At 45.8% G+C, this 13234-nt stretch carries 6 protein-coding genes; 2 read left to right on the top strand and 4 right to left on the bottom strand.

Annotated features, from left to right (window positions below):
* Positions 1–45 precede the first annotated feature (45 nt).
* Positions 46–3531 carry a hypothetical protein gene (locus tag H5T88_01165; GenBank protein ID MBC7328949.1) on the bottom strand — a complete coding sequence of 1162 codons (3486 nt, stop codon included), beginning with the start codon at positions 3529–3531 and terminating at the stop codon, positions 46–48.
* Between the two features lie 188 nt (positions 3532–3719).
* Between H5T88_01165 and H5T88_01160 the strand changes: the two genes are divergently transcribed.
* Positions 3720–5639, top strand: a complete 1920-nt coding sequence (locus H5T88_01160) for a TonB-dependent receptor (GenBank protein ID MBC7328948.1) — start codon at positions 3720–3722, stop codon at positions 5637–5639.
* A gap of 41 nt (positions 5640–5680) precedes the next feature.
* On the opposite strand, the gene H5T88_01155 is transcribed toward H5T88_01160, so the two are convergent.
* The gene (locus H5T88_01155) at positions 5681–6487 is read right to left on the bottom strand and encodes a prepilin-type N-terminal cleavage/methylation domain-containing protein (GenBank protein ID MBC7328947.1); all 807 of its coding nucleotides are present in this window, start codon (positions 6485–6487) and stop codon (positions 5681–5683) included.
* A gap of 316 nt (positions 6488–6803) precedes the next feature.
* Here H5T88_01155 and H5T88_01150 point away from each other — a divergent pair, with 316 nt between their 5' ends.
* Positions 6804–10373 (top strand): NPCBM/NEW2 domain-containing protein, encoded by a 3570-nt coding sequence (locus H5T88_01150; GenBank protein MBC7328946.1) that lies wholly within the window; start codon positions 6804–6806, stop codon positions 10371–10373.
* Between the two features lie 33 nt (positions 10374–10406).
* On the opposite strand, the gene H5T88_01145 is transcribed toward H5T88_01150, so the two are convergent.
* Together H5T88_01145 and gyrA are read right to left on the bottom strand one after the other, a co-directional pair.
* A complete protein-coding gene (locus H5T88_01145; protein MBC7328945.1) occupies positions 10407–10829 on the bottom strand; it encodes an archease in 423 nt (140 codons plus the stop codon).
* A complete protein-coding gene (gene gyrA / locus H5T88_01140) occupies positions 10829–13234 on the bottom strand; it encodes a DNA gyrase subunit A (protein ID MBC7328944.1) in 2406 nt (801 codons plus the stop codon). Before gyrA ends, H5T88_01145 begins: the two co-directional genes overlap by 1 nt.

Genomic DNA, 13234 nt, shown 5'->3' with positions numbered 1-13234 from the left:
AAAGCAAGGTCAAGCGGCTAAAATGATAGAATAATGTGGACCCCTTTATTTCGTTTCAGCCAATGCCTTTATTATATCCTCTATTAAATAATCGCCGAATCTCTCATCCTGCCATAAACGAAACCAGACATAAACCACCCTACCGGGGGCTAATACGCCTCCTTTGAATCGCACTATAACCGCTCCGTCCCCTCTATTCTCTCCCTTGCTATCGTAAAGGGTTATCAAAGGAATGTATTCCGCCTCTTCAGGAGACCAGAAGTTTCCCATAGGTCGCCAGCGTAGGTCACCGCTATTGTAGAAGGGAAACTCCTCCGGCAGATTCTTTAAAATTTCCAGACTGATATTCTTTCTAAAGACAAATCTTTCTCCCAAAGGTGGTTTTTCCCAAGGGGCATAAGCTGAGGGATTTTTAGGAGGTCTCGTTCCTCCTCTCCCGCATAGTGTGAAGCCGAAGCGGTCATATGAGGGAAGAAGAATCCCTTTCTCATTGTAAGCAAAGGGGGTTGGACCGTTAGCAAGCGATACAATCGTTCCTCCCCCTTTCAAATACTCTATCAGCGCCCTATCACCATCCCCAAATTCCCTGACGGTTTGAATGTAGCTTTCGTCTCCGAAAACGAAGAGGATAGGGAAATTCTTGGCGTTGAAAACGCTTTTATCAACGAATTCTTCTGGTGTGAGCAAGTGAAGTAAACCCTCTTTAACTGCTGAATAGAAGATTTCCGGAGGCGAGTTATCGTGTCCTTGGGGTAAGGGAAGAATGGCGCATTTCCCGATTTTCTTCAAATATTCCGCTACTCGCGCGCTTCTCTTTTCCTTTTCCCTTTTCATCCTCTCCTCTTCTCGCATTTCCTCAATTGCCTTAAAGGAGAGGACAAGATTCTTCGTCTTCTTTGCCAATGTTACTGCGAATAAGAGACAGTTCTCTACCTTTATGCTCTCCAAATTATCATTTAAAGGAGCATATATAAGCGAGAGCTTCCATCTAAAAATTGGTGGCCAACCATCAATAGCGCTCACCGCTTTACTTAAGTCTAAACTGTTTGATTTTTTATTTGAGAAATTAAGAAGCAAAAGGGAATCGGGATTTATACCTCCAATAAGGAGGAAAATATAATCCCATTTTCCTTTAATCTTAACGGGAATCTCTCCCCTAAAGGCACAAGGATGGTCATCTAATCCCGGTTCAATTAAAACGAAGGGGATGCCGAAGAGCCATTTCAATCCTCCCTCGTATCCCGCCCAAGTGGAATTATCAAGCCAATCCCTCCTTATCTTTACATTCGCAAACTTACTCAAATCGATTTGCTGAAAATCTTCGGAGGGACTTATCGCTTCCCATCTCCTTCTTCCCTTTCCTATTCTCAACGATAATAACGGCGTAGAGGAATTCAAATTCCCTACCTCTACTAAATCCCCATCCTCAACTTGAGGGATGATAACGGTATCGGGTCTATCAACAAAAACCAAGGGATTTATTATTTCCCCGTTTACCTTCACTCTCTTCTTTCTTAAATCGGAGAAAGGCCAAGTTATTGCGAGAGGGAATTTCCCTTTTAATTTGCTGTTTATTTTAAATGAGAAATTAGCTTCCGCATCCGCTTTGTATTGGGAAATAGTCGTATGGATTCCCTCTATATTGAAGGCGAGAGCCGATTTCTGTCTACAGACAACCCTCGCCTTAGCGCCCTTTGGCGGATAGATTAATTGCTCCAAACCGCCCCACAAGCCACCGAATTTGCTTCTCTGGTCCTTCTTATAACCTGGGACGCCATCGCAGAGCGCCCAAATCTCTGCAAATTCACCATCCCAATCCAAGACTCTTTTGTGGAAGGGAGAATCCCTAAAGAGCCAATGCCATCTTTCCAATATTCCCCTTAAATACTGCCCTAGTATCGGGTCTCCCGTGGATATATAGGCGAGAAGAACACCAGCGGTCATCTCCCACAGCTCATTGGCGCTCCCTATGCCAATCCAAAACTCTCCCGCGTTCCCTCCCATCATCCAAGATGAATCTATATTGTCAAAGGGATTGTTGTCGGAACTGAACATAGCCAGACAGCGATAGACCAAACTGCGAGTTAACCTTTCAGCAAGCGAGACGAGCTCCTTTCTATTTCTATCTTTACGGAAGGTGTCAGCGTATTTTATGCAAAATGTCGCAAAGGGAGCGGCATCCCATGCGAACATCCCATCGGGAACATCTGGATAGCAGTTGCGCGTAAACAGGATGTGCTTCAGCCAAAGGAGGGCTCCATCTATGTAGGGAAGGTAATCGGGATTTCTCTCGTTGCGATAAGCATCAAGAAATGCGAGAGCGCAGAGGGTTCCGTGAATATTGTGGAGGGTTGGCACGCCCTTTCCCCAGAAATCTTGCCAATCTCCCTCAAGAGGCCATTGCCAGTAAACGCAATGGTCACCATCAATATCAATATGGCGTGCATAGCCTTTCAATCTCTCCAAATCCCTATGGAGAATCTCCAAAGCTTCATTGTCTTCCTTCTCATAGAAGTAATCCAGTGGCCATAGCCAGCTCGTCCCTATTCCCAATAGTGAGCCCTTTTTGATGAAGACATCTCCCTGATGTTCTTGGATAAGACCGTAAAAGGGTGGATGACGAAATTCATCAACTCTATATGGGCTTGGTAGCCAGGAAAGGTCGCTGTAGTTGGGAACGGAGGGCATAAGGTTGTAATATCTTCGCCAGGCGAACTCATTGCAGAATAGATTGGGGTCGGAATCGGATGGAAGGTTTGTTGAATAAAGGAGGGTGAAATGCCCCTCCAATAAATCACCCTTTTGAGGATAACGGAACTTGCGATGGGGTTTTGCATAGGGAAGGACGAGGGTAAGGAATTCATTAACCTTCTTGCTCTTCCAACAATAAGCCATACCAACAGGAGGAGGTGGCTCTCCTTTTAATCGGGATTCATAGAAGGCATAGCCGATGTAGAGCTTCTTTTCGGGGTACCACAAGCCCGCAACAGGTTGTGCGTGGGCTTCAATTGAGGGAGCATATGTCCAATTCTCCGACCATTCAGAGGCGATTTTCCTTGCCTCAGGAGTGATGCCAAGGAGGGGATAAGGGTCTATGTTCGGGGTGGCAATTGACCATCCTCCACCGCCCTGGAAGATTGAAGCGCCTGGCAAGGAACAGGCGAGGAAATGGAAGGGAATTTTCCCGAAAGCGGATTCCCATTTTTGCAGGTCAAAATCCTTTATCTTTAAGCGGAAATAAATCTCCGGATAGTCATCTTTTGAAGAGAAGGAGATTTTCAAATAGCTATCGCTGAGTGAAAATGATGGATGAGTTTTGAAATCTCGGAAGAGAAGCGAATCATCTTTTTCCTCAAAATGAGTGGGATAAAGAACGCCCAAGCTATCCCAGTATATTGAGGCGATGGGCTTTCCTTTAGCCTTCAAGGAGAAACCCGTTATTTTATCCCATTCCTTTATCAGAGCGATGCTCGTCTCTCCCTTTCTTAATTCGCCTATCAAATGGGGTGAACCAAAAAGAAAAATACTCATAATACAAGAAGCGATTAAACGCAATCCATTAGCACCTCCAATATGATTATCTTACCCCTTTGTGTTTCTGCAAGCTATTGGAAATTTTTTAAAATCGTTTACCAAAAAAGTCAAATTAATGATAAATATTTGACATATAAATTTTGTATTGTTTAAACAAATAGAATTTTTAGGAAGGAGGTTTAGAAATGAGGGCGAAGCTGTTTATTTTAGCGAGTATATTTTTCCTTAGCATAATTGCTTTCTCGCAGGATGAGACGATTGAAGAGATGGTACCGGAGATTTCCATCGCTGTGGAAGTGGAGGCGGAGAAGGAGAAGCCTGCTGAGGTGGAGGAGGTGCCGGTTGAGAAGATTGAGAAGATGGTGAATGTGCAGACCCTTCCGGATGTCTTGAAGAGAACTTCGGGGACAACTACCGCTATAGGAGCTGCTCTTTGTGCTTCCATCCCTATAGTGAGGAGCAATGATAGCAAGTGGACGCAGATACTAGTAGAGGGGGCAATACTTTCTCCCATTGGTAGGCCTTATGTTTTGAATATGATGCCCCTCACAGCGGTTGAAAAAGTTGAGATAATAAAAGGTCCCGCTCCTCCCCAATACCCTGGCTCAACCATAGGTGGAATAATTCTCCTCACTCTTAAAAGCGGGGATAAGTATCCGGGAGCAGGGGCAAGCTTGACTATCGGGGGATATGGTAGACAAACTTATGAGCTCTGGGCAGGAGGCGGAAACGAGGAGAGAAACTACTTCATCGCCATAAATAAGGGTCTTCATTCTGGCTGGAGGCAACATCAGAGGAAGAATCTCACGGAAACCTCAATGAAGCTGAATTTCTCCTTAGGGGAGGACTCAACACTAACAGTTGCTGGCACCTCTATGACGGGGCTAATTTGGGGATATAGACCAACTGGACCAAACCCCAAAAAGAAGTGGGAGGCAGATTGGACGATACATTCTCGCTCTACCGGCTCAATAACTTATAAGAAACGGATTAGCGAGAGAGCCGATTACTTCCTTAGAATCGCTCCCTATGCATTCTCAGGTCACCAGGCATGGAAATCGTATTCAGAAACGACAGGAGATGTAAAGCCAGTATTCATGCCATGGCGCTACTCTCTTTGGAAGACGGAGTTTCAATACAATCTCCGTCCGAATCCAAATACAATTTGGACATATGGTATAGGTTATCAAAGGGATACATTCCGAACACCCGGTCAGTTGGATGTTCAGTATTTGGGTAATATCCCGGGCTATATGTGGGAGAAACATAACCAAACTTTCAAATGGGTTTTCCTCCAAAATACATTCCTAACCTCCAAACTTACGGCATATACTCTCGCACTTCGCTATGATACCGCCAAGCCAGGAAAGAACATAATCTCTCCTTTCTTCAGCGTTCATATTCCGCAAGGGGAAAACAGCAAGATAAGGTTCGCTGTTACCAAAAACAGGAGGTTCGCTGACTTACACGAGCTCTACGGAGTAGGTATGTGGGTAGGTAACCCTAACTTGAAACCAGAAACGGGTTGGACATATCAGCTTGATTGGGAGAGGAAGCTTTCCCCAGGTTATGATTTCAATTTGTCCCTCTATCAAACGAAGCTTGACAACATAATTGGAGCGGATGCCAATAATGTCTATCAAAACATAGGTAAGGCGCGTCTGAGAGGATTGGAAGTTGAACTTGAGAGGGAAACCAGTTTCGGCACTTGGTGGATTAATTACACCTATTTGGATGCCAAAGACTTGGTTAAGAATCGTCCCCTTGTTGTGGTATTTCGCACCTCAATGCCGAAGAATATGCTGAAGGCGGGTGTTTCCCTCCAGGGAAAGCAGGAAACGAGTTATGATTTGGAGATGATAGCGGTAGGACCAAGGAAGACCGATGTGGATAAACCCACTTGGGTAGGTGACCCTTGGAATGTAACTGTTCCGACGGAAGTGGGAGGCTACGTTCTATTCAACTTGAAAATCGGCAAAAAGATAGGGAACGATGGGAAGCTAACGCTTTCAATTGAAAATCTCTTTGACAAGGAATACGAGGACCTTGTCTTTTACCCGGGACCGGGGAGATGGATTAATCTGACCTATAGCCAACGCTTTTAGAAAAAAGAGGGGGCGGGCTTTAGCCCGCCCCCCTTTTTTCCTTACGGCCACCACTCAGCTCCCCATCTCTCAAACCATGTCCTTATTCCAAAGATTGGGTTTACTGGCCTTCCTCTTGGGTCCACTAAGCTCCAACAATTATTTGCTATTACCTCCCACTTAAGCCATTTCGCGTGTCCATCCGCAAAGACGATGTTGCTTCCCTCTGTATGGCGTGTGTGCTTGCTAACTGTGCGATGGTTAGGGTCGGGGTTGCAGCCAGCTGCGCATACATTTGAGAAAGGTATTCTATTTCCTCCGCAAGTGGCATTTGTTGGTGAGTCAGCGAAGGCGATTATCTCTGCGGGAGCTTGGATTTCCGACATCCGGACCACCGGTCCAAAGTTTCCACCGCTCCAATCACAAGCGAGATTAGGTACCAAGACCTCGTTTACCCCTATGTTAATTGTGTGTCCGACGAAGTCTATAGGTAGGCGCCAGCTGTCCCAATTGGGGTCCCATATAGCCCTATCTCCTTCGGGAGCTACAGCTATGGTTGTTATCCGAATTCCAGATGGGCATTCCCATACGCCGCAGTTTTTCACATAAGGATGGAGCAGACCTTGAGGTAGGGAAGTGGGAAGCACATGCTCTGGGGCAGCGCAGGATATGAGGTATGGATATGTCTCGTCCCAATCTTGCACATACATCATCAGCGCCATTCCTACTTGCTTCATATTTGAGAGGCAAGCGGCTTTGCGAGCCTGCTCTCGTGCACGGCTGAAAACTGGGAACAGAATCGCGGCCAGAATAGCTATGATAGCTATGACCACGAGAAGCTCAATCAGAGTGAATCCCTTCCTTTTCATCCTTTTTCACCTCCTTTCCTTGATGATTTTTAAAGATGAAACATTACAATACCCCAGCTTGCTGAATTTTAAGAAAAAAGAAGCACATATATTGGCACCAGAGATTCTCCCTATGAGAATCTTTTCTCCTCCGCGGCTATTTAACAACCTTAACCCTGGCTTGAGCCCCATCTAATTTCCTATTCTAAAACAATTTCAAACTCAGTCAAGATTTTTAAGAAAACAAAACGTGTTTTATTTATATTACAGGATACTATATATTTTCTTTGTCAAATTTATTTAGAAGTTTGTGGAAATATGTTATAATCAAGACGAAATGAAGATGATGGTTCTATTATTTGGCTTATCTCTTCCTTTCCTACTGAATGGTCGTGTTGTTAATAGTGCAAAAGAGGAGTTCCTAAGCGACCATTTGGAGAGAATCGTCTCATTCACTCAAGGATGGGGTCTTTTGGGATTGGATGTCTCCGCTCACGCCTCCTATCAGACCCCGCTTCCCCTCCAAATTAAGGATAAACAATATGAAAAGGGACTCGGACACCACGCCAATGGAGAGATTTTAATAGCTCTCAATGGCGAATATCTTGCCTTTGAGGCTGAAGTGGGCGTTCAATGGCAGGGCGGACAAAATGTGGGTAGCGTCATCTTCCAAATCTTCGTTGATGGTAAGAAGGTATTTGATAGCGGAATTAGACACGAGCTTGACCCTCCCCTTCCAGTTCGCGTTTCCTTAAAAGGGGCTAAGGAGCTCAAGCTCGTTTCCAAAGACGCGGGAGATGGAATCATCTGCGACTGCGCAAACTGGGCGAACGCCCGTCTCATAAGAGACCCATCAGCGAGAAAACCCGAAAGGGGGTTGCATAATATGGATATCGCTCCCTTTGCAAAGATTGTCTACTCAGACCCGCAGAGGATGGATGGCTGTAGATGTAATAGAATTGAAGAATTTCCTCCCGAGGACCTATTCCTTGAAAAGGAGCTCCCTCCATCGCCTGAGGGCTACATCGTTGAAAAAGGGATGAATGGCGAGGGTTGTATAGGTCTCGTCTGGTATGAGAGGAGGAGAGTGAAGGAGTTAATTTTGGAATTTGCAGAACGAAATGTAATTTCCAATCCTGAGGAAATCAAGCTTCAAGCCTGGTTAGGGGAATCCCACTGGCAGGGGAACTGGGTTCCTCTACAGGCAGAGGTAAAAGGGAGCAACTCAACGCTCAGCTTCATTATAAATTGGCAGGGTAAGCCCCAGCTCGCCTTGAATGGAACGGAAAAGATTCGTTTTATCTTCCCTCCCACTCCCAAAACGATAATCATAAAGCGAGTTCAAGCTTTCACAAATTCAATTCCCGAAGATGGAGAGTTCGTTCTTCAATTGGAGAAGCCTAAAGAGGGCAAGGGAGAAGTAGAGATTTACAATGGGGAGATTCTCACAAATGGAGGGGAAGTTTATAAAACTGAATGGGATTTGAGCAAGGAGCTCCGCCTGAAATTGCGATATTTCCGCCCGTCGCCATCAAAATCTGACAGAACAATTTTGCGAATAAAACTTCCTGTTTTTTCGTTCGGAATAGCCATTGAAGATATCCTTGAGAATGGCTGTGTTTATGTTGAGGACTTCGGCGTTTTCGCCACAACTTATCCACCGAAAATCAAATTTGAGGAATATAAGAAGCAAATCAAGGGGAAGAAGAGCGTTATTGAGCTCGTGAGAGAAATGCCAGACCAGAGATTTTCTCAGGCGATGGAGAAGGTACATAAGCCCATCCAAAATAACGGTCCCACTATGCTCTCCCTTGCCTGTGATAATCATAAGTTCGTTGTTCCCCGTGAAGGTGGAGTTATCTATGAAGCAATGGAGGTCAAGGCGCATTTCGGCTCGGGGAAAAGCGAGAATTTGAAGAGATATCTTGACGGAGGGTGGTTCCCAATCACAGTCAGTCAAATTGAGGAGAAGGGGATAGTTTATAGGCAGAGGAGCTTCGTCGTTCCCTACGATGAGAGCGACGAGAAAACGAAAAAACCTCCCTATTGGTTCAATAGGAAGCCCCTATTTGTTGCCGAGATAGAGGCGATAAATAAGGGTAAAGACCTCCAAAGAGGAGAGATAACATTATCTTTCCTTGCCGATAAGGAAAAGGGCATACCGGCTCGCTTGGAAGCAAAGGATAAAGGGATAGCCATCCTTCTTGATGATAAGATTTTAGCTTTTTTGGAGATTTCCGGAGGGGAAATTAAAGGAAATGAAATAAATATAAGATGGGAATTGAGACCGGGTGAAAGGAAAAGATGTCTTCTCTACATCCCCGCCTGGGAGATAGAGCAAGGGGAAGGAGATTCTTTAGCTATATCCGATAGATTTGATTTGCTTGTTGCTGAAACGAAAGGATACTGGGAAAGAGTGCTTTCAAATTCGCTTCGGATTGATATTCCCGAACCCTTGCTTGCGAATGTGATAAAAGCTTCCCAGGTGCACTGTTTGATAGCTGCGAGGAATGAGGAAGAAGGGGAGAGAATCGCCCCTTGGATTGCCTCTATGTCATATGGTCCCTTGGAGAGCGAGGCACATTCAATAATCTATGGGATGGACCTCTTCGGACATTCAGAGTTCTCAAGAAGAGGATTGGAGTTCTTCATAAATCGCTACAACGAGAAGGGTTATCTCACAACTGGCTACACTATATTGGGAACTGGTTGGCATCTCTGGACCCTTGCCCGCCATTTTAAATTGACAAGAGACAGGGAATGGCTGAGAAGGTATGCGGATGAGGTAGCGAGGGTTTGCGATTGGATTGTTCGGCAGAGAGAGAAAACGAAGGTAATGGATTATAAAGGGGAAAGGGTGCCTGAATTCGGCTTGATGCCCCCGGGCGTGGCTGCGGATTGGAATCGCTTTGCCTATCGTTTCTTCAATCAGGCGCATTTTTACGCCGGACTATCGGAGATGGGAGAAGTTCTCGCCGAGGTAGGTTACCCCAAAGCGGAGAAATTCAGAGAAGATGCGAGGGAATTTAGGGAGGATATTGTGAGGGCTTATCGCTGGAATCAAGCGCGAATGCCGGTTCTCGGTCTTTCTAATGGGAAATGGGTTCCCGCCTATCCGGGCATGCTATACTGCTTCGGTAAGGTTGGGGAGATGTATCCAGGGGAGGATGGGAATCGCTCTTGGGCGGGAGATGTGGAAATCGGAGCGCATTATCTCGTTCCCTGCGGCGTTTTTGAGGCGAAAAGCAGGGATGCTGATTGGATTGTTGAGCATATGGAGGATTACTGGTTTCTATACAGCGGGATGGGAGAATATCCCGAGGAGGATAATCGCAAGGATTGGTTCAACTTGGGCGGTTTCTCCAAGCTCCAGCCATACTACACGAGAATGGTGGAGATATATGCCCAACGCGACGAGATAAAACCCTTCATCCGCTCTTATTTCAACGCGATTCCTTCTTTGTTGAATGAAGAGAATCTCTCTTTCTGGGAGCATTTCCATAATATGGGAGCTTGGAATAAAACTCACGAAACAGGATGGTTTCTGGTGCAGACGAGGAATATGTTTGTCGTTGAGAGGGGAAAGGAGCTCTGGCTTGCTCCCTTCCTCCCAACGTATTGGATGGAGGATGGCAAAAATGTGGAAGTCTCAAATGCTCCCACTTATTTCGGAAGGGTTAGCTTCAGAATCTCTTCCCACATAAAGGATGGTTTCATTGAAGCTGAGATAGAGTGTCTGGAGGAGAATTCCGCTGAGCGTTTGGTTCTTCGCCTCCGCCATCCCGAGGGAAAGAGAATGAAGAGGATATTGGTGGACGGAGAGGAGCATAAAGAGTTTGATAAAGCGAGGGAATGTGTGTTTATCAAGCCCAAGAAGGGGAAGATATCTATAAAGGCATATTTTTGAGATATTTTAGGTTGGGCAATCTCTTAATAATAATTAAACATCAAAGAAAAGAGTTGCGCGATAGACTTGTCCCTTTTTCTCTATCTTCAATCTATGATAAGTTACCGCCTTTACATAAGAGCCTCGCCAGGGAAGGTCGGGACGAGCCCTCACACCTCCGCATACAGACTTTACGCCTTTTTCATCAAGCGATTCAATTTTGAATTGGCAGAAGAGAATTTTCTCCGCATCAAAAATATAAAGAAGCTCGCCAAGCCAATCAGCGAGCAAAATGGCGTAATCTTGCTGGTCATTCTTAATCTCTATTTTCCTTTCCACCTCGAGCTTCAAATTTCTTATATCAGCGATAAGGGAAAACATACCATAAGCTGAATTCTCAAAAAGCTCTGGTAAATCTCTTCCCCAAGCGAAAATAGCTTTATCGGCTGTGTGGCGAATAGTTCTATACCTTAGCATCAGCTACCTCTCACTATCTTTCCAAGAGAGGCTATCTTATCATCCTGGGGGAGCTCTACCATTTGCACCCCCTGCGTTTCCCTCTTTCCTTCCTTCAAATCCTTGACCTTGAAATGATACACATTTCCCTTTGCTGAGCTCAAAAGGAATCTATCGTTGTTCTCCATAACTCCCACACAGGCAACCAATCCCGATTTCTTGTTTGTCCTCCAGAGAATAATTCCCTTACCCCCTCGCCCCTGCACCCTTACATCATTCTCCCCTATCTTCTTCAAAAACCCTCTTTCCGAGGCAAGGATTATGAAAGATTTTGGAGATATCGCCTCAGCGGAGATGACCTCGTCATCCTTCCCAAGCGATATCCCCTTAACACCACCAGCGCTTCTTCCCATTGGGCGAACATCTTTCTCGCTGAACCTTATCCCCATCCCTTTCTTGGTGGTTAAAAGAATCTGCTGTTCGCCATCCGTGAGGAGGGCGGAACATAGACGGTCATTTTCCTCCAGCCTCATTATTTGCACACCCCTCTTCCCACCGTTTATCTCTTTAAGCTCTAATCTCTTCACCAATCCCTTAACAGTCGCCAAGAAGAGGTAGCCTTCCTTTGAGGGCAGGGGAATCGCGCATCTTATCCTCTCGCCTTCCTGTAAGGTGAGGAGATTGTCAAGAGCAGTCCCCGCGGCTTGGCGGGAGGTTTGGGGAATTTCAAATGCACGCAAGCTATAGCATTGCCCCCTATCCGTCACGAAGAGAAGGGTAGAATGGCTTGAGGCAACGAATAGATGGGAGATGGAATCCTCCTCTTTAGTCGTCAAAGTTAAGCCCTTCCTCCCACCTTGGAATGAGGAGAGCGGCACTTTTTTAATGTAGTTATCCCTCGTTAAAATGACCACCATCTCCTCCTCAGGGATGATATCCTCTTCCGTTATCTCCTTTGGCTCCTCGTGGAGAATGCGCGTCCTTCTCCCATCTCCATATTTTCTCTTTATCTCTTCCAATTCTTCTTTTATGACCTCAAGCAATTTCTTCGGAGATTTGATGATTCCCTCAAGTCGCTTTATCTCTTCCCTAAGCGACTTTAGCTCTCCTTCTATCTGGCTTCTTTCAAGGCGGGTGAGCTGGCTGAGACGCATATCCAAAATCGCCTGCGCCTGCTCCTCGGTTATCTTGAGGAAATCCATCAAGTTCTTCTTTGCTTCTGCCGGCGAGGATGAACTCCTAATTATCCTGATAACCCTGTCTATATGGTCTAAGGCTTTGAGAAGTCCCTCCAATATATGAGCCCTTGCCTTAGCCTTGTTCAAATCATATTGACTTCTGCGAAGAACAACCTCCTTGCGATGTTGGATGAAGTTGTTAAGGATATCTATGATGCCGAGAAGACGGGGTGTTCCATCAACTAAGGCGAGCATATTGACCCCGAATGTCGTCCTCAAAGCGGTATGCTTGAGAAGGTAGTTAAGCACCTTCTTGGGTTGGGCATCCCGCTTCAACTCAATAACAACCCGCAGACCCTCCTTGTCCGATTCATCCCTCAAATCCGCTATCCCTTCCACTTTCCTCGCTTTCACTAAATCCGCTATCTGTTCAATTAGCTTCGCTTTATTAACTTGATAGGGTATCTCCGTGACGACGATAGCGCTTCTTCCTCCGCTTAATTCCTCAAAATGGGTCACAGCTTGAATTGGAAGCTGTCCTTTTCCCTTCTTATATATTTCCTTCAATTTCTGGGGAGAGGCGAAGATGATGCCACCTGTGGGGAAATCTGGTCCTTTGAGGACGTTCATGATTTCGTTCAAGCTGGCGCGGGGCTTCTCAATGAGTAGCAAAAGGGCGTCAATGACCTCGGTTAAATTGTGGGGCGGAATGGATGTCGCCATTCCAACGGCGATGCCAGCGGAGCCGTTTAAAAGAAGATGGGGAATTTTTGCGGGAAGGACGGATGGCTCTTTTAGTGAACCATCGTAGTTGGGAAGCCATTCCACTGTGTCCTTCTCTATATCCGAGAGCATTTCCATAGCTATGGGGGCTAACCTTACCTCCGTGTATCTCATCGCCGCTGGGCTATCGCCGTCTATTGAGCCGAAGTTGCCGTGCCCATCTATCAAGGGATAACGAGTTTCAAAATCCTGTGCCAAACGAACAAGTGATTCATAGATTGCAGCATCTCCATGAGGATGATATCTACCCATCACCTGCCCGACAATCCAAGCCGATTTCTTATGTGGTCTATCGGGCAACACGTTTTCCTCATACATGGACCAGAGGATTCGCCGATGAACAGGCTTCAAACCGTCCCTTACATCGGGAAGGGCGCGGGAGACGATTACGCTCATCGCGTAATCCAAATAGGAGTTCTTCATCTCCTCTTCTATTGGAACGGGGAAAAGCTTCTTCGCTATCAT

It is taken from the genome of bacterium (assembly GCA_014360495.1).
Taxonomy (GTDB): Bacteria; Armatimonadota; JACIXR01; order JACIXR01; family JACIXR01; genus JACIXR01.
Note: the sequence above shows the minus strand (reverse complement) of the source record. Positions and strands in the feature narration are given on the sequence as shown.

Coding starts and splice junctions, on each gene's coding strand:
- H5T88_01150 (MBC7328946.1), top strand. CDS start 6,804: ATGAAGATGATGGTTCTATTATTTGGCTTATCTCTTCCTTTCCTACTG.
- H5T88_01145 (MBC7328945.1), bottom strand. CDS start 10,829: ATGCTAAGGTATAGAACTATTCGCCACACAGCCGATAAAGCTATTTTC.
- H5T88_01165 (MBC7328949.1), bottom strand. CDS start 3,531: ATGAGTATTTTTCTTTTTGGTTCACCCCATTTGATAGGCGAATTAAGA.
- gyrA (MBC7328944.1), bottom strand. CDS start 13,234: ATGATAGCGAAGAAGCTTTTCCCCGTTCCAATAGAAGAGGAGATGAAG.
- H5T88_01160 (MBC7328948.1), top strand. CDS start 3,720: ATGAGGGCGAAGCTGTTTATTTTAGCGAGTATATTTTTCCTTAGCATA.
- H5T88_01155 (MBC7328947.1), bottom strand. CDS start 6,487: ATGAAAAGGAAGGGATTCACTCTGATTGAGCTTCTCGTGGTCATAGCT.